The organism is Zavarzinia compransoris (assembly GCF_003173055.1).
Lineage (GTDB): Bacteria > Pseudomonadota > Alphaproteobacteria > Zavarziniales > Zavarziniaceae > Zavarzinia > Zavarzinia compransoris.
In genome coordinates this window covers 428,428-444,382 of record NZ_QGLF01000001.1, presented here as the reverse complement: position 1 = coordinate 444,382, position 15,955 = coordinate 428,428, and the positions used below count along the sequence as shown (strand labels likewise).

Annotated in this window: 17 protein-coding genes; 7 read left to right on the top strand and 10 right to left on the bottom strand. The window is 67.2% G+C overall.

Features of this window, described 5'->3' with window-relative positions:
- The first annotated feature begins 58 nt into the window (after nt 1-58).
- Nucleotides 59-1,111: a nucleotidyltransferase family protein gene (locus tag DKG75_RS02240; RefSeq protein ID WP_109919444.1), complete on the top strand. Its 1,053-nt coding sequence runs from the start codon at nt 59-61 to the stop codon at nt 1,109-1,111.
- Between the two features lie 2 nt (nt 1,112-1,113).
- Here the strand turns inward: DKG75_RS02240 and mmsB are convergent, their stop codons facing one another.
- The 3 genes from mmsB to DKG75_RS02225 are packed head-to-tail and all read right to left on the bottom strand — an operon-like array spanning nt 1,114 to nt 4,216.
- The gene (gene mmsB, locus DKG75_RS02235) at nt 1,114-2,004 is read right to left on the bottom strand and encodes a 3-hydroxyisobutyrate dehydrogenase (RefSeq protein ID WP_109919443.1); all 891 of its coding nucleotides are present in this window, start codon (nt 2,002-2,004) and stop codon (nt 1,114-1,116) included.
- A 34-nt stretch (nt 2,005-2,038) separates the two neighbouring features.
- Nucleotides 2,039-3,070 carry an enoyl-CoA hydratase/isomerase family protein gene (locus DKG75_RS02230; RefSeq protein ID WP_109919442.1) on the bottom strand — a complete coding sequence of 344 codons (1,032 nt, stop codon included), beginning with the start codon at nt 3,068-3,070 and terminating at the stop codon, nt 2,039-2,041.
- A gap of 3 nt (nt 3,071-3,073) precedes the next feature.
- Nucleotides 3,074-4,216: an isobutyryl-CoA dehydrogenase gene (locus DKG75_RS02225; protein WP_109919441.1), complete on the bottom strand. Its 1,143-nt coding sequence runs from the start codon at nt 4,214-4,216 to the stop codon at nt 3,074-3,076.
- 149 nt (nt 4,217-4,365) lie between these two features.
- Here DKG75_RS02225 and hemB point away from each other — a divergent pair, with 149 nt between their 5' ends.
- Nucleotides 4,366-5,394 carry a porphobilinogen synthase gene (hemB, locus tag DKG75_RS02220; RefSeq protein ID WP_109919440.1) on the top strand — a complete coding sequence of 343 codons (1,029 nt, stop codon included), beginning with the start codon at nt 4,366-4,368 and terminating at the stop codon, nt 5,392-5,394.
- Here hemB and DKG75_RS02215 read toward each other — a convergent pair.
- The gene (locus DKG75_RS02215) at nt 5,381-5,782 is read right to left on the bottom strand and encodes a type II toxin-antitoxin system VapC family toxin (protein WP_109919439.1); all 402 of its coding nucleotides are present in this window, start codon (nt 5,780-5,782) and stop codon (nt 5,381-5,383) included. The two genes, hemB and DKG75_RS02215, sit on opposite strands and share 14 nt — an antisense overlap.
- A complete protein-coding gene (locus DKG75_RS02210; protein WP_425086478.1) occupies nt 5,779-6,030 on the bottom strand; it encodes a type II toxin-antitoxin system Phd/YefM family antitoxin in 252 nt (83 codons plus the stop codon). Before DKG75_RS02210 ends, DKG75_RS02215 begins: the two co-directional genes overlap by 4 nt.
- A gap of 149 nt (nt 6,031-6,179) precedes the next feature.
- Between DKG75_RS02210 and DKG75_RS02205 the strand changes: the two genes are divergently transcribed.
- Nucleotides 6,180-6,881, top strand: coding sequence for a hypothetical protein (locus DKG75_RS02205; RefSeq protein WP_109919438.1), 702 nt, complete (start codon nt 6,180-6,182; stop codon nt 6,879-6,881).
- A gap of 80 nt (nt 6,882-6,961) precedes the next feature.
- On the opposite strand, the gene DKG75_RS02200 is transcribed toward DKG75_RS02205, so the two are convergent.
- Entirely contained in the window at nt 6,962-8,092 is a 1,131-nt protein-coding gene (locus DKG75_RS02200) for a type III PLP-dependent enzyme (protein WP_109919437.1), read from the bottom strand.
- A gap of 145 nt (nt 8,093-8,237) precedes the next feature.
- Between DKG75_RS02200 and DKG75_RS02195 the strand changes: the two genes are divergently transcribed.
- Entirely contained in the window at nt 8,238-9,158 is a 921-nt protein-coding gene (locus DKG75_RS02195; RefSeq protein ID WP_109919436.1) for an oxidoreductase, read from the top strand.
- 39 nt (nt 9,159-9,197) lie between these two features.
- Nucleotides 9,198-10,424: a threonine ammonia-lyase gene (locus DKG75_RS02190; RefSeq protein WP_109919435.1), complete on the top strand. Its 1,227-nt coding sequence runs from the start codon at nt 9,198-9,200 to the stop codon at nt 10,422-10,424.
- Between the two features lie 35 nt (nt 10,425-10,459).
- Here DKG75_RS02190 and DKG75_RS02185 read toward each other — a convergent pair whose 3' ends face one another.
- The 3 genes from DKG75_RS02185 to DKG75_RS02175 all read right to left on the bottom strand — a co-directional run bounded on the left by DKG75_RS02185 (nt 10,460) and on the right by DKG75_RS02175 (nt 12,077).
- A complete protein-coding gene (locus DKG75_RS02185; protein ID WP_109919434.1) occupies nt 10,460-10,807 on the bottom strand; it encodes a HepT-like ribonuclease domain-containing protein in 348 nt (115 codons plus the stop codon).
- Nucleotides 10,797-11,099 carry a nucleotidyltransferase family protein gene (locus DKG75_RS02180; RefSeq protein ID WP_166646421.1) on the bottom strand — a complete coding sequence of 101 codons (303 nt, stop codon included), beginning with the start codon at nt 11,097-11,099 and terminating at the stop codon, nt 10,797-10,799. Before DKG75_RS02180 ends, DKG75_RS02185 begins: the two co-directional genes overlap by 11 nt.
- 72 nt (nt 11,100-11,171) lie before the next feature.
- On the bottom strand, nt 11,172-12,077 hold the full coding sequence (locus DKG75_RS02175) for a DUF2272 domain-containing protein (RefSeq protein WP_109919432.1): 906 nt from the start codon (nt 12,075-12,077) through the stop codon (nt 11,172-11,174).
- 95 nt (nt 12,078-12,172) lie between these two features.
- On the opposite strand from DKG75_RS02175, the gene motA reads away from it, so the two are divergent.
- Together motA and DKG75_RS02165 are read left to right on the top strand one after the other, a co-directional pair.
- Complete coding sequence (motA, locus tag DKG75_RS02170; protein WP_109919431.1) at nt 12,173-13,033, top strand: flagellar motor stator protein MotA; 861 nt, start codon at nt 12,173-12,175, stop codon at nt 13,031-13,033.
- Nucleotides 13,034-13,047: 14 nt separating this feature from the next.
- Nucleotides 13,048-14,109, top strand: coding sequence for a flagellar motor protein MotB (locus DKG75_RS02165; protein ID WP_109919430.1), 1,062 nt, complete (start codon nt 13,048-13,050; stop codon nt 14,107-14,109).
- A 19-nt stretch (nt 14,110-14,128) separates the two neighbouring features.
- Here the strand turns inward: DKG75_RS02165 and DKG75_RS02160 are convergent, their stop codons facing one another.
- Nucleotides 14,129-15,862 (bottom strand): cation:proton antiporter domain-containing protein, encoded by a 1,734-nt coding sequence (locus DKG75_RS02160; RefSeq protein WP_109919429.1) that lies wholly within the window; start codon nt 15,860-15,862, stop codon nt 14,129-14,131.
- Nucleotides 15,863-15,955 lie beyond the last annotated feature (93 nt).

Here is a 15,955-nt window from a genome sequence, read left to right as displayed (position 1 = left end):
CGGCCTTGCGGCGATACCCGAGCGAGTTATACTCATAATGACAAAATGAGTATAACTGATGGCCATCCGCAGATACCCGCTGTCATTGCAGACATCCTATGCCGACCTTGTCGACAAACTGGAGGATCAGGCGCTTCAGGGTGTCACCGCTGCAGGCGGCAGCTATGTTTCGAAAACGGTGAAAGCCAAACGCTATTGGTATTTCCAGACTATGCGCGGGGGAAAGCGGGTCCAGCTCTATTGCGGCCCAGAGAGTGCCGAACTTCTCGACAGGATCGCCCGGAGCAGGCGGAACCTGTCGTCGGAACGGGAACGACGCGATACGGTACGGGCGTTGGCGCGCGGCTATCGCATCTCCGTCCAGCCGAAAGTCGGCCGGGTTCTTGCCGCCTTGGCAGACGCCGGGGTTTTCCGGCTGCGCGCGGTCCTGGTCGGGACCGCCGCCTACCAGACCTATGGGCCCATGCTGGGCGTCGGCCTGCCCGCAGCAAGCCTGATGACCGAGGATATCGACCTCGCCCAATTCCACTCGATCTCGATCGCCATCGAAGACAAGGTGGAAACTGGCCTGATCGCTGCGCTTCAGGCCGTGGACCCCGGCTTCGCGCCAGTGACGCAGCCCTTCTACGAGCCTCACATCATCTCCTTTCAGGCGCCGGGGGGCCTGAAAGTGGAGTTTCTCAGCCCGATGAGAGGCCCGACCTCGGACACGTCGGTGCCCCTGCCCGCCCTGGATACGGCGGCACAGCCATTGCGTTTCCTTGATTTTCTCATTTATCGGGAAATCAAGGCCTGTGCGCTGTACGGCGCCGGCATCCTGCTGAACGTGCCGGACCCGACACGCTATGCCTTGCACAAGCTGATCATTTCGCAGCGCCCCGGACGACGCCCCGAGAAAGCCGCCAAGGACGTGATCCAAGCGCAATCGCTTCTCGACGTCCTGTGCGAGGACCGCCCGGGCGATGTCGGCGACTATTGGCACGAATTGGCCGCCAGGGGGCCGAAATGGGTCGAACTGGCAAGGCGGGGCGCCCGCCTGCTGCGCCCCGATCTGGCGCAGCACCTTTGGGCGCTGGCCGGCGGCGAAGGCGGCCCGAAAGCCGCCCCTTAAGATCAGATCCTGCCGCGCAGGAGGTTGATGATGCCCGAGAAATCGACCCCGCCCTTGCCGGCGGCGTCGAACAGGGTGTAGAGGCTGGCGGCCTGATTGCCGAGGGGGGTGGCGGCGCCGACCTTGGCGGCCGCTTCCTGGGCCAGTTTCAGGTCTTTCAGCATCATCGCCGTGGCGAAGCCGGGCTGATAGTCGCGGTTGGCGGGGCTGGCCGGCACCGGGCCCGGCACCGGGCAATAGGACGTCATCGACCAGCACTGGCCCGACGATTTCGACGAGATGTCGAACAGTTTCTGCGCGTCCAAGCCCAGCTTTTCGGCAAGGGCAAAGGCTTCGCAGGTGCCGATCATCGAAATGCCCAGCAGCATGTTGTTGCAGATCTTGGCCGCCTGGCCGTTGCCGGGGCCGCCGGCATGGACGATGGTCTTGCCCATGGCGTCCAGGATCGGCTTCGCACGCTCGAAGGCCGCATCCGAACCGCCGACCATGAAGGTCAGCGTGCCGGCCGCCGCACCGCCGACGCCGCCCGACACCGGGGCATCGACCATGTCGATCCCGGCCTTTTCGGCGACCGCACTCACCTCGCGGGCGCTGGCCACGTCGATGGTCGAACAGTCGATCAGCAGGCTGCCCTTGGCAATCGAATCGATCACGCCGCCCTCGGCGGCATAGACCGACTTCACATGGGCGCCGGCCGGCAGCATGGAGACGACGACCTCAGCGCCCCTGGCGGCTTCGGACGGGCTGGCGGCAGCGCTGGCGCCTTCGGCGACCAGGGCCTCGACCGCCGCCGTGCTGAGATCGAAGACCGCGAGACTGTGCCCGGCCTTGACCAGATTGCGGGCCATGGGACCGCCCATGTTGCCGAGGCCGATGAAGGCGATTTTTGCCATTTGGGGCGTTTCCTCTGTTCAGACGATCGTAAAATCAGGGGGCCCAGTCGCCACCGGCGAGGGGCTGGAAGGCGCTGTCGATCTCGGCCTCGGCAACCTCGGCCAGGGTGGCCGGGCTCCATTTCGGCGCCTGGTCCTTGTCGACGATGACGGCGCGGACCCCCTCGTAGAAATCCTTGCCCTTCAGGACATATTGGCCGAGGCGGAACTCGACCTTCATATTGTCCTCGAAGTCGAGCCTGGCCCCTTCCTGCAACTGGCGCAGCGTCAGCTTCAGGCTGGTCGGCGACTTGGTGCGGATGGCCGCGGCCTGGGCCTTGGCGAAATCGCCGCCGTCGGCATCGAGCGCGGCCAGCACGCCTTCGACCGTATCGGCAGCGAAAAGGCGGTCGATCTCGGTGCGCAGCGCATCGAGGGGGGCCGAGCCGGGGTCCTGGTGGATATCGGACAGGACGGCCTCGACCGCCTCGCCCGCCGCCAGGCGATCGATGATCGCGGGCAGGTTGGCAGCGGCGGTGTAATGGGTGGCGACACCGGCGGCATAAGTATCCGCCCCCTTCAGCCGCGCGCCCGTCAGGCCGAGGTAATAGCCGAGCCGGCCCGCAAGCCGGGGCAGGAAGTAACCGCCGCCGACATCGGGGAACAGGCCGATGCCGGTTTCCGGCATGGCGAACAGGGTCTTTTCCGTCGCCACGCGATAGGGCGCATGAACGGAAATGCCGACACCGCCGCCCATGGTGATGCCGTCGATCAGGGCAACATAGGGCTTGCCATAGCGCTTGATTTCGGTGTTCAGGCGGTATTCGTCGCCCCAGAAGCGCGCCGCCCCGCCGTCGCCCGCCTTGCCGCTTTCGGTCAGGAAGCGGATATCGCCGCCGGCGCAGAACGCCTTATCCCCCGCCGCCGTGACCACCACCGCCTTGACCGCGTCATCGCCGGCCCATTCGGCCAGCTTGGCGCGCATGGCATCGACCATCGGGACATTCAGGGCGTTCAGCGCCTTCGGCCGGTTCAGGGTGACGAGGCCGATGGCGCCCCGGATCTCGAACAAGACATCTTCGGTCATGGCTCAGCGCCCCTCGATCAGCTTTCGCGCGATGATGACGCGCATGATTTCATTGGTGCCTTCCAGGATCTGATGCACCCGGAGATCGCGCAGGTAACGCTCGATCGGGAAATCCTTGAGGTAGCCGTAACCGCCGTGGATCTGCAACGCGTCGTTGACGATGTCGAAACAGGCATCGGTCGCGAAGCGCTTGCCCATGGCGCAGGCGACGGTCGCGCCCGGGTCCTTGCCGTCGAGCAGGAAGGCGCCGCGATGAACCATGAGGCGGGCGGCGTCGAGGTCGGTCGCCATGTCGGCCAGCTTGAACTGGATGGCCTGGAGCGCCGCCAGCGGCTTGCCGAACTGCTGGCGGTCGCGGGCATAGTCGGTCGCCAGTTCCAGCGACCGGCGCGCCCCGCCCAGCGAACAGGCGGCGATGTTCAGGCGTCCGCCGTCCAGGCCCTTCATGGCGATCTTGAAGCCGTCGCCTTCCTTGCCGACGATATTTTCCGCCGGCACGCGGCAATCCTCGAAGATCACCTGGGCGGTCGGCTGGGAATTCCAGCCGAGCTTGCGCTCCTGCGCGCCGAACGACAGGCCGGGGGTGCCCTTGTCGACGGTGATGCAGGTGATGCCGCCGGCGCCATTGTCCCCGGTCCTGACCATGCAGACATAGACGTCCGAAACCCCGCCGCCGGAAATGAAGGCCTTGGAACCGTTCAGGATGTAATGATCGCCATCACGCACCGCCCGCGTCTTCAGCGAGGCGGCGTCAGAGCCCGCCCCGGGCTCGGTCAGGCAATAGGAGGCCAGCTTTTCCATCGAGGCCAGGGCGGGCAGATAGCGCTGGCGCAGAGCCTCGGACCCGAAGGTATCGATCATCCACGACGCCATGTTGTGGATGGAAATGAAGGCCGCGGTCGAGGGGCAGGCCGCCGCCAATTCCTCGAAGATCAGAGCGGCATCGATCCGCTGAAGCCCGGACCCGCCGACATCGTCGCGCACGTAGATCCCGCCGAAGCCAAGGGCCGCCGCCGCGCGCAAGACATCGACGGGCAGGTGCTTCCGCTCGTCCCAATCCGCGGCATGGGGCTGCATGCGATCCTCGGCAAAGGCGCGTGCCGTGTCGCGAAAGGCGCGTTGGTCTTCGGTCAGCTCGAAATTCATGCTTCCTCCCGGTTGGCCGTGACTTTATGGCGGGGGGGTCGTGTGTCAATTCCACCCCCTTGCAGAACCATTGTGCGGCGACGCAACCCTTGCACCGGACTGTCCAAGGGATTACGCACAGGTTCAGGCCCCAGCAGCGACAGGGTATCATGGCTCGTTCCCCCTTCTTTGCCTCACCCTTCTCCGGTCCCACCTTCCCGACCACGCGGCCGCGCCGCAACCGGGCGACCGACTGGTCGCGCCGCCTGGTGTCGGAGAACAGGCTGTCGGTCGACGACCTGATCTGGCCGCTGTTCGTGACCGAGGGCGCGGGCGCGGGCAAGGAAGTGGCGGCCATGCCCGGCGTCTATCGCCACGATATCGCCGGCATCGTCGAGGCGGCGGAGGAAGCGGCCGGCCTCGGCATTCCGGCGATCGCCCTCTTCCCCCAGACCGACCCCGCGCTGAAGGATCCGACCGGCACCTATGCCGTCGACGACGACAATCTGGTCTGCCGGACCGTGCGCGCCCTGAAGCAGGCGCGGCTCCCGGTCGGCATCATCTGCGATATCGCCCTCGATCCCTATACCAGCCATGGCCATGACGGCGTGCTGCGCGACGGCGCCATCGTCAATGACGAGACGGTGGCGCTCCTGGTCCAGCAGGCCCTGGTGCTGGCGGAGGCGGGGGCCGATGTCGTCGCCCCGTCCGACATGATGGACGGGCGGATCGGCGCCATCCGCCACGCGCTGGACGATGCCGGCCACCAGTCGGTGCAGATCTGCGCCTATGCCGCCAAATATGCCAGCGCCTTCTATGGCCCGTTCCGCGATGCGGTCGGCTCCGCCGCCAATCTCGGCCAGGGCGACAAGCGCACCTACCAGATGGACCCGGCCAACAGCGACGAGGCGCTGCGCGAGGTCGCCCTCGACCTGGCCGAAGGCGCCGACATGGTGATGGTGAAGCCGGGCATGCCCTATCTCGACATCATCCACCGGGTGAAGGCGAGTTTCGGCGCCCCCACCTTCGCCTATCAGGTCTCGGGCGAATACGCGATGATCCAGGCCGCCAGCCTGAACGGCTGGATCGACGGCAAAAAAGCCATGCTCGAAGCCCTCCTCGCCTTCAAGCGCGCGGGGGCGGATGCGGTTCTCACCTATTTCGCCGCCGAGGTCGCGAAAATCCTCAAGGCGGGGTGACCAGGGCCCGGCGTACCGGGCCGCCGTAGCCGCAGATCCGGTCGTCCGCGGTCAGCAGCAACAGCCCCTCGACACGCGCCTGGGCCAGCAGCAGCCGGTCGAAGGGATCCTTGTGCAGCGGTGCCAGATCGCCGACGGCAATGGCGTGGGCCCCGGTCACCGGAACCTCCAGGTAACCGTTGTCGACCAGCGACCGCCACAGGATCGCCGGGGGCAGGGTGAAATCCGGCCGCCCCAGCCCATGCTTGATCGCCACTTCCCAGATGCTGGCGGTACTGAAATGAAGCCGGTTGGCCTCGTCGACAATCAGCGCGGCCGTCTCGTCCGACAAGCGCCCGGGAGCCAGGGCTGCCCAGATCAGGATATGCGTGTCCAGCAGCAGGTTCACGGCACGCCGTCGAACAAGGCCGCGATATCATCCTCGCCGATCGTATCGAAATCGGCCGGAACCTCGAATTGTCCGGCCAGGAAGCCCAGCCGGCGGGGCACCGCCGGGATAGGCGCCTCGAGCGGCACGACCTTCACCATCGGACGGCCGGCCTTGGCGATGATGAAGCTCTCCCCCTTCGCGGCCTGTTCGACGAGGCGCGAGAGATGAGTCTTCGCATCATGGATATTGACCATACGCACGGCCATCCCGGCACCTCAGTAAACTAATACGGGTTAGTTTATTTACCCGCCCGGTCCTGCGCAAGCCTTCACCTCCGGCGTGACGGCCGACACGGAAATGACCGGCACGTCACTTTAAGGTCGCCGCATCGACAACGACGAACGAGGTGGCGGCCATGGCGCGCCAGATGACGATCGAGTTCCGCAATTTCACCGGTCTGGACCTTTCCACGGCGGTGCCCTATCGCCGGCCGCGCTACAAGGCGCCGGGTTTCGGCGAGCAGACCATGGTGCGGGGCGCGATCACGGGTGCGGCGGCGGTTTCCAACGCCGGCAAGGTGATGGCGGATACGCTGGCGTTCGAAAATGCGGCCGCCGGTTCGGTCCGGCTTGCCGGCACCATCCCCGGGGCGACGATCGCCAAGCCTCATCCCGACATCACCTATGCCTTCGGCGGCACGGTCAGCGCCGGCGCGGTCGCCACCGTCGGGGTTTCGGGCGGCGTCTATGTCTGGGCCAAGTTCCCGGGGATCGAAGTCGGCACCTATGCCGCGGTCGCGGTCGGAGCCGCCACCAATGTCGGCTATTCGGGCGGCGGCGAGCTGACCATCTATTTCGGCTCGGCGCCGGCCATGCTGGCGGGCGATTCGATTGCGGTGGCGGTGGACATCAGCCTGGGCGGGCCGGTCACCCTTTCCGGCCAGGTGATCCTGAGCGCGCCGCCCGGCACCACCGGCACGCCGCCCCGCCTGCCGCCCGGCTGGCGGCCCGAGGTCATCGGCATCGCCTTCGCCCTGACCGCGGGCTGGAGCGTGCTGCCGGTCAGCATTTCGGTGATGCCCACCCGGACCGCGATCCGCCCGCTCGCCAGCTTCTGAGCCCGCGTGCCGGCCCCTTTGCCGGGGCCGGCACGTCGCTTCAGCATCGTCAGGCGACGTGGAAACCGGTTCGCCGTCGGTCAATCCCCGATCTCGACCACCGTATCGGTATAGAAACCGTTGAAATGGCTGGCCAGCGCATTGGAATAGGCGCCCACTTGGCCGATCTCAATCCAGTCGCCGTCGGTCACGTCGTCGGGCAGGACGAAGGGTTCGGGCAGGACATCCAGGCTGTCGCAGGTCGGGCCGAAGATGCGGAAGGGGGCGAAGTCGCGCGACATGGGCTTGCCGCCCCGGCGGATCAGGCGCACCGGCGGCGTCAGCTTGCCGATATTGAGTTCCGACAGGTTGCCGTAGATCCCGTCGTTGACGTAAAGGCTGCCGCCCTTCCGCAGGTGGACCTGGACGATCTGGGTGCAGCCTTCGACCACCAGGGCGCGGCCCGGCTCGCACATCAATTCGCAATCGGGCGGCAGGTCGAGCTTGGCCGCGGCATCGCGGATCGTCTTGAAGAATATGTCGAGCGGGGCGATCTGGGTGCCGCGGTAATGGGCCGGGAAGCCGCCGCCGACATTGAGGAAGCGGAGCTTCACCCCCGCCTCGCGCATCACCTCGCCCGCCTCGTGGATGGCGCGGGAATAGGCTTCGGGCGTGCGGCACTGGCTGCCGACATGGAAGGATATGGCCGGGACATAGCCCCGGCGCTCGACGTCGCGCAGCAGTTCGACCGTCTCCGCCTTGGTGGCGCCGAATTTCAGCGACAGGTCGAAGGCGGCGTAACCGGATGCGGTCTGCAGCCGGACCTGGATGACGTCCGGGTGCTTGCCGACGTTTTCCTCGATCTTGTCCAGTTCATCTACCGAATCGACCACCCAGGCTTCGATGCCATAGATGTGGTCGGCCGCCTCGATCGCCGCCGTGCCCTTGACCGGGTGGTTGAAATAGCATTCCGCCTCGGGCAGCAGCTCCTGGACCAGCGCCACCTCGTTCAGCGAGGCGGTGTCGAAATGGCGGATGCCCGCCCGCCACAGGCTGTTCAGCACCAGGGGATGCGGGTTGCATTTGACGGCATAGAGCACCCGGCCGGGAAAGCCCTTGAGAAAGGTCTCGGCGCTGCGGGCCAGCCGGTCGGGATGGACGCAAAGGATCGGATAGGAGGGGTTCAGCACCTCGACCACCTGATCGACACTCGAAAACCGCCGATATTTCATCGCCTTCCCTCTTGCCGTCCGCTTCAGGGGATGATGGCCCGGTGCCGTGACGAAATCATGTCACCGCCATGACGGCGCCATGGGCCTCCAAATGGACGATCCGCCGCCCCTGCCCCGCCCGCAAGCTGAAACAGGGAGGTGGACCATGACCAATGCCATTCACGCCGGCCGCATTGCGCTCGTCACCGGGGCCAATCGCGGCATCGGCTTTGAAACCGCGCGCGGCCTTGTCGCCCAGGGGGCGGATGTCGTGATCGCCTGTCGCGATGCCGGCCGCGCCGAAGACGCGGTCCGCCGCCTCGGCGCCGAACGGCCGGGCGCGCGGGTGGCGGAGGTCCCCCTCGCCCTCGACGATCTTGCCAGCATCGAAGCATGCCGCGCCGAGGTGGCGCGGCGTTACGGCCATCTCGACCTGCTGGTCTGCAATGCCGGGGTCTTCGGCGTCGAGCACGGCCATACCGCCCAGGGGTTCGAGTGGCATTTCGGCGCCAATTGCCTTGGCCATTTCGCCCTGACCCTCGGCCTTCTGCCCCTGATGGCGGGGCGGCCGGATGCGCGGGTGGTGACGGTCACCAGCGCCATGTACAGGAAAGCCCGGCTCGATTTCAGCGATCTCGACTGGCGCCGGCGCAAATACGGCAAATGGCAGGCCTATGCCGATTCGAAGCTCGGCAATCTTCTGCTGGCGGAGGAATTGCAGCGCCGGCTGGACGCTGCGGGCATCGCGGTGAAGAGCCTGCTGTCCCACCCCGGCTATGCCGCCACCAACAGCCCCTGGGGCGGGCGCTCGATCAAGCCGACGTTGATGGAAACCGCCATGCTGGCCCTCGGCAATGCCTTGATGGCGCAATCGCCGGCCATGGGGGCCGCCCCCAGCCTGCTCGCCGCCGGCGACCCGTCGGCCCGGGGCGGCGACCTCTATGGTCCCTCGCGGCTTGGGGGCATGCGGGGGCCGGCGGCCAAGGCGGACAAGAAGATCCCGCCCGATCCCGCCACCGCCGCCCGGCTCTGGGACGTGGCGTCAAGCCTGACCGGCACGAACTGGGGGTTCCGCAGCGCCGCATGACATGCTCAAGTCGGGGCTGGACCAAGGACCCCCGCCCCGATGACCACCCCCGCCATCACCATCGCCGATATCCATGCCGCCGCCGCCGCCCTGGCCGGCCAGATCATCGCCACCCCTTGCGCCGAGGCGCGGACGCTGAGCCAGATCACCGGGGCGCGCCTGTTCCTGAAGTTCGAGAACCATCAGTTCACCGCATCCTTCAAGGACCGGGGCGCCTGCAACAAGCTGCAAAGCCTGGGCGCCGAGGAACGCAAGGCCGGCGTCATCGCCATGTCCGCCGGCAACCATGCCCAGGGGGTCGCCTATCACGCCGCCCGCCTGGGCATTCCGGCGACCATCGTCATGCCCCGCACCACGCCCTTCGTGAAGGTGCGCCAGACCCGCGACCACGGCGCCCGGGTGGTGCTGGAGGGCGAGATGCTGGCCGGCGCCTTCGCCGCCGCCCAGCGCATCGCGGCCGATAAGGGCCTCGTCATGATCCACCCTTTCGACGATCCCTTCGTGATCGCGGGCCAGGGCACCGTCGGCCTTGAAATGCTGGCGGCCGTGCCGGACCTCGAAGTCCTGGTCGTGCCCATCGGCGGCGGCGGTCTGATCGCCGGCATCGCCACGGCGGCCAAGACCCTGAACCCGGCGATCCGGGTGATCGGGGTCGAGGCCGCCCTCTATCCCTCGATGTACAATGCCCTGCGCGGCACGGCGGAAGTCTGCGGCGGCATGACCATCGCCGAGGGCATCGCGGTGAAGGAAGCCGGGCAATTGACCCGGGCCATCGCCCGCGACCTCGTCGACGATATCCTTCTCGTTACCGAGGCCGACCTGGAGCGCGCCATCGGCCTGCTGCTGGCGATCGAGAAGACGGTGGTCGAAGGCGCCGGTGCCGCCGGCCTGGCCGCGGTCATGGCTCACCCCGCCCTCTTCGCCGGGCGGCGCACGGGCATCGTGCTGTCGGGCGGCAATATCGATCCCCGCCTGCTCGGCGAGGTGATCCGCCGCAACCTGGTGCGCGAGGGCCGGATCGCCGGCCTCCGGGTGCAGATTTCCGACAGCCCGGGCACGCTCGCCACCATCGCCACCCTGGTCGGCGAGGCCGGGGGCAATATCCTGGACGTTTCGCACCAGCGCCTGTTCCTGGACGTGCCGGTGAAGAATACCGACCTCGACCTCGTGATCGAGACCCGCGACGCCGAGCATCTGGCCGAAATCATCGCCCGGATCGAAGCCGCCGGCTATCCGGTGCGCCGCCTGTCGACGACGGCGGATTGAGCGGACGGCTACGCGGGCCCCGAGACATCCGTCCGCTATTTCGCGTCAAGGATCCGGGCCAGCGCGGCGTCAAGGGCCGGGAGGTCATCCCGGATCGTCAGCATGACCCGCTCGTCGAGTATGTCGTCGTAGGTATGGGCCAGCGCGTTGCGAAATCCGGCGATCATCTTCGCCGGGATAGCGTATGCGGCGAGCAGGTCGGCGGGAATGTCCCGGACAGCCGCGTCGATGGCCATGAAGGCGCGCTCGATGGCATAGCGGGTCTTGCGATCCTCCTTGATGGCCTCGAGATCGCGGCCCGCCGCCCACTCCCGGACAAGCCGGACATTGTCCCGCGCCTCGGCGATGGCGAGGGCGACCTTTCCCGATCGCTCAGAAGACATCGAGCAATTGGCTTTCCGCCACGGCACGCAGGCGGCGGCCGGGCCGCAGGGCGTCGCGACGAACGACGAGATCGACCGGCCGGCCAAAGATACCGGCCAACGCGCTCTGGATGCCGCCGACGTCGAAGGCGCTGAACAGGGGCTTCCGGCCGCCCGGCCCCTCGTCGAGATCGACCATGACGTCGATATCGCTTGCCGCGGTCGCCGCATCACGGGCGACCGAGCCGAACAAATAGGCATGCACGACCCCGAGGGCGGCAAGACCCTCGCGGTTGTCACGGAGACGTTTCACGGCTTCGTCGCGGCGCATGGCTCATTTTTACCAGGGGATGCAGGGACTGTCATCGGCCGAGCGCCGTCCCGCTCACCCGCCCTGATTGACCAGGACGGCGATCCAGTCCCGCCCGGGGGCCCAGCCGCCGGGCATGACCCGGCCCCGGGCGTCGACGGCGATGCGGCTGAGAGTCACGCCCTGGAGAACATTGCCGCCGATCGCCTCGATGCATTGGCCGGAGGGGCTGAAACTGCAACCGGCGCGGCCGACCACGATATCGCAATGCATGGGGCGCGAGCCTTCGGCGACCAATTGCCGCCAATGGCGGGCCGGGGGCGCGCTGCGCGTGGCGCAGACGAGGTCGCCCGCCCTGGGCGCCGCCTCGTCGATGCCGGCGATGCGGAAGGCGCGGCCGGCATTGGCACTGTCGGCGACATAGTCCCAATGGGTGTCGCTGTAGCGGAAGCGGCTCTCGGGCACGCCGGCGCCATAGACCACCCAGGAGACGAAGGCGGCGGACCAGGGCTCGGCGAAGGGGCTGCGCCCGACCGGCAGGCGGTCCAGCGCCTCCTGCTCGATGGCGCCGTCGGCCGCGCGAACCTCGGCGAAACCGGCCGAGATCGCGGCGATTTCCCAATAGTTCCGGTGCGGCGGCGTGGCGCACCAATATTCGGCCAGCATGGGGAAGGCTTCGCGTTCGTGCTCCCAGACCGTGGCCGCGGTCGAGGGCAGCAGCAGGAGCGAGCGGCCGGGCTGGATCTCCACCTCGCGCCGGCCCCATCTGGTCCATTCGGCGGCGGCGATCCGCACCATGGCGGCGGCCAGGCCGTCGCGCGCCGGGGCCGGCGCCCGGTCGCCGCAGGCGAAGGGCACGGGAATGTCGCCGACCGGCCGGGCGGGCAGCGCCGCCCCCGGGCGCCCGCCCGGCCGGTTGGCGCAGGACCCGAGCATCACCAGGGCAATCGCGAGGCAAGCCAGCGATGCGGCGATTTTCATGAAATCCCCCGGCCCGACACCATGTCTAAGCGGTTTGTTAACCACCCGGGGTCAGAGTACAGACAGTCTTTCGCGCTGCAACCCCGGTTTCCTCCATGCTCCTCCTCATCGGTGTCGCCGTCGTCTTCGGTTGCGTGATTTCGGGCTATGTCCTCGCCGGCGGCCATATCGAGGTCCTGTGGCAGCCGCTCGAATTCCTCATCATCTTCGGGGCGGCGATCGGCGCCTATATCATCGCCAATCCCCCCTCGGTGCTGAAGAAGAGCGGCGCCGCGCTCGGCGCCGCCTTCAAGGGGCCGCGCTACAAGAAGGCCGCCTATCTCGAACTCCTCACCCTGCTCTATTCGACGTTCAAGCTGGCGCGCAGCAAGGGCATGCTGGCGCTCGAACAGCATGTCGAGAACCCGCACGACAGCACGCTGTTCCAGCAGTTCCCGATCTTCTACAAAGACCATCACGCCCAGGTCTTCCTGTGCGACTACCTGCGCCTGATGACCCTGGGCACGGAAAACGCCTTCGAAATGGAAAGCCTGATCGACCTCGAACTCGATACCCATGCGGCCGAGGAACACGAAGTCGCCCATGCGATCCAGAACATGGCGGACGGCATGCCGGCACTCGGCATCGTCGCCGCCGTCCTTGGCATCATCCACACCATGGGCTCGATCACCGAGCCGCCGGAAGTGCTGGGCCATCTGATCGGCGCGGCGCTGGTCGGCACTTTCATGGGTGTCTGGATGTCCTACGGCTTCATCGCCCCGATCGCCAATTCGGTACGCGCGACCCATGAGGCCGAGATGCGCTATCTTCACTGCATCAAGGCCGGGCTTCTCGCCCACCTGCAGGGCTATCCCCCGGCGGTGGCGGTCGAATTCGCCCGGAAGGCCTTGCAGACCCATGTCCGCCCGACCTTCTACGAGGTCGAGGAGGCGACCCAGAAACTCCAGGCGGTTTAAGGCGCGACCAGACCATGGCCAACGGCGACAACGGGCAGGCCCCCTCGATCATCATCAAGCGGGTGAAGAAAGTCGCCGGCGGCCATCACGGCGGCGCCTGGAAGGTCGCCTATGCCGATTTCGTGACCGCGATGATGGCCTTCTTCCTGCTGCTGTGGCTGCTGAACGCGACCTCGGAAGCGCAGAAACAGGGCATCGCCGATTATTTCGACCCGGTCAGCGTGAGCGAGACCACGTCGGGCGCCGGCGGCGTCCTGGGCGGGCAGAGCATTTCGAGCGACGGCAACCGCAACAGCGGCGGCAGCCCCGCCCTGATCACCCGGATCGAGCCGGACAGCGCCACCACCGACGCCGAGGAAAACGACGACAGCCAGCCCCTCAGCGACCTCGGCCAGGGCAGCGACGGCAACCGGCAGCGGAGCGCCGACGGCGGCCAGCAATCCTCCGCCCTGACCGCCCCCCTGCCCGGCGACCAGAACAACCAGAGCAACCAGAGCAGCGCGGCCGGCGCCGACCAGCCGCCCCCGGCCGACACCCGCGCCGAAGCCATGGCGCGGGCGGAGCAGCAGCGCTTCAAGGAAACCGCGGATGCCCTGCGCCAGGCGCTGCAATCCTCGCCGGAATTGCAGGTCATCGCCTCGCAGGTGCTGGTCGACATCACGCCCGAGGGCATGCGCATCCAATTGGTCGACGGCAGGAACGAAGCCATGTTCCAGTCCGGCTCGTCGCGCATGTCGCCCAAGATGGTCGAACTGCTGGGCAAGATCGCGGCGGTGATCGGGCGCCTGCCCAACCGCATCGCCGTCGCCGGCCACACGGATGCGGCGCCCTATCGCTCGTCGACCGGCTATACCAATTGGGAATTGTCGGCGGATCGCGCCAACGCCAGCCGCCGGGTGCTGATCGATGCCGGCGTGAAGCCCGAACGGGTCTACCAGATCTCGGGCAAGGCGGCGTCGGAGCCGCTGAACCCCGACAATCCGCTCGACCCCGCCAACCGGCGCATCACCATCACCCTGCTGCGCGAAAGCCCGGTGTTGCCACCGGGCATCGCGACCGTGCCCGCCCTGCCGTGAGCGCGCCCTGCCCTGAGCGTCAGGGCAGGGCTTCCTCCGATTGGGCCGCGTTCATCGCCCGGCGGGCTTCCGCGGTTTCCTCGAAGGCCCTCTTCACCTGCGGGTGCGTCGTCATGAAGTGACGGAAGTCGCGCTTGTCCAGGGTGAAGAACTGGCAATAGTCGAGGGCTGTCACATCCGCCGAGCGGCGTTCGCCCGACAGCAGGGCCATTTCGCCGAAATGCTCGCCCGGGCCCAGCTTGATCCGGGCATCGGCGATATCGACCTGCACCCGCCCGGCCGCGATGAAGAACACCGATTCCGCCCGGTCGCCCTTGCGGATCAGGCGCTCGCCCGGGTTGGCCGTGCGATGCTTGAACAGGCTGAGCAGGTCGTGGCGCTCGTGCGGGTCGAGCTTGGCGAACATGGGGAAGCTCTCGGCCAGTTGCTGGGCCTTCAGCACCTTTTCCGCCTCGCGCGCTTCCTGGCGGATATGGGCCTTCATCAATTCGCGTTCGAGCGAACGGAGATTGGCGGCGCCCCGCACCTCGCCCTCGGCCGGCACCAGCTTTTTGGCCAGCCGGTCCATAGCGTAGAAGACCAGGGGATTCAAGGTAATGGATAGCAGCGCCCCGGCCAGGATCAGGTCCTGCCCCTCCGCCGGCATGAGTTTCAGCCCGATGCCGAGCCCGGCCAGGATGAAGGAGAATTCGCCGATCTGGGCCAGCGCCGCCGAGACGGTCAGCGCCGTCGCCATCGGATAGCCGAGGGCGAGCACGATCGCCGCCGCGATCGCCGTCTTGCCGACCACGATGATGGCCAGCACCACGAGCACGGACAGCGGCTCGTTGATCAGCACCATGGGGTCGAACAGCATGCCGACCGAGACGAAGAACAGGACCGAGAAGGCATCCTGCAACGGCATCGATTCGCTGGCCGCCTTATGCGAGAAATCGGATTCGTTCAGCACGACGCCGGCGAAGAAGGCCCCGAGCGCGAAAGAAACGCCGAAGAGCACGGCCGAGCCGAAAGCGATGCCGAGCGCGATCGCCAGCACCGACAGGGTGAACAATTCGCGCGAGCCGGTGCGCGCCACCTGGGCCAGCACCCAGGGCACCACCCGCGGCCCGAGCAGCAGGGCAAGGGCGACGAAGGCCGCCACCTTGCCGAGCGTGATGGCCAGGCCGAGCCAGAGGCCGGTCCCGCCGCCCGCCGTCTCGCCGCCATGGGCGCCGTCGACGGTGCCGCCCAGCGCCTCGGCGAAGGCCGGCAGCAGCACCAGGGCGAGCACCATCGCCAGATCCTCGACGATCAGCCAGCCGACCGCGATGCGGCCGTTGACGCCGTTGACCGCGTTCCGCTCCTCCAAGGCCTTGAGGAGCACGACCGTACTCGCGACCGAAAGGCTGAGGCCGAAGACGATCCCCGCCCCCAGCGACCAGCCCCAGATCTGCGCGATGCCGATGCCGAGCGCGGTCGCCACGCCGATCTGGGCGATCGCGCCGGGCAGCGCGATCCAGCGCACCGCCATCAGGTCGGAAGCCGAGAAATGCAGGCCGACGCCGAACATGAGCAGAATGACGCCGATCTCGGCAAGCTGGGTCGCCAGCCCCGCATCGGCGACGAAACCGGGCGTGAACGGCCCGACCGCGACCCCGGCGATGAGATAGCCGATCAGCGGCGGCAGGCGTAACTTATTGGCAAAGAAACCGAAGATGAAAGCGATAACGAAGCCGATGGCCACGGTTGCAATCAGAGACGTGTCATGTGGCATCGGCCCTCCTATTCCGGTCGAACGACAAGCGTTAAATTATGGTGGCTAAAGTCTAATATCACATCGGGTGGAAGGTTCCCCCGAAACAGGGGC

Coding starts and splice junctions, on each gene's coding strand:
- DKG75_RS02240 (WP_109919444.1), top strand. CDS start 59: ATGGCCATCCGCAGATACCCGCTGTCATTGCAGACATCCTATGCCGAC.
- mmsB (WP_109919443.1), bottom strand. CDS start 2,004: ATGGCAAAAATCGCCTTCATCGGCCTCGGCAACATGGGCGGTCCCATG.
- DKG75_RS02230 (WP_109919442.1), bottom strand. CDS start 3,070: ATGACCGAAGATGTCTTGTTCGAGATCCGGGGCGCCATCGGCCTCGTC.
- DKG75_RS02225 (WP_109919441.1), bottom strand. CDS start 4,216: ATGAATTTCGAGCTGACCGAAGACCAACGCGCCTTTCGCGACACGGCA.
- hemB (WP_109919440.1), top strand. CDS start 4,366: ATGGCTCGTTCCCCCTTCTTTGCCTCACCCTTCTCCGGTCCCACCTTC.
- DKG75_RS02210 (WP_425086478.1), bottom strand. CDS start 6,030: ATGGCCGTGCGTATGGTCAATATCCATGATGCGAAGACTCATCTCTCG.
- DKG75_RS02205 (WP_109919438.1), top strand. CDS start 6,180: ATGGCGCGCCAGATGACGATCGAGTTCCGCAATTTCACCGGTCTGGAC.
- DKG75_RS02200 (WP_109919437.1), bottom strand. CDS start 8,092: ATGAAATATCGGCGGTTTTCGAGTGTCGATCAGGTGGTCGAGGTGCTG.
- DKG75_RS02195 (WP_109919436.1), top strand. CDS start 8,238: ATGACCAATGCCATTCACGCCGGCCGCATTGCGCTCGTCACCGGGGCC.
- DKG75_RS02190 (WP_109919435.1), top strand. CDS start 9,198: ATGACCACCCCCGCCATCACCATCGCCGATATCCATGCCGCCGCCGCC.
- DKG75_RS02185 (WP_109919434.1), bottom strand. CDS start 10,807: ATGTCTTCTGAGCGATCGGGAAAGGTCGCCCTCGCCATCGCCGAGGCG.
- DKG75_RS02175 (WP_109919432.1), bottom strand. CDS start 12,077: ATGAAAATCGCCGCATCGCTGGCTTGCCTCGCGATTGCCCTGGTGATG.
- motA (WP_109919431.1), top strand. CDS start 12,173: ATGCTCCTCCTCATCGGTGTCGCCGTCGTCTTCGGTTGCGTGATTTCG.
- DKG75_RS02165 (WP_109919430.1), top strand. CDS start 13,048: ATGGCCAACGGCGACAACGGGCAGGCCCCCTCGATCATCATCAAGCGG.
- DKG75_RS02160 (WP_109919429.1), bottom strand. CDS start 15,862: ATGCCACATGACACGTCTCTGATTGCAACCGTGGCCATCGGCTTCGTT.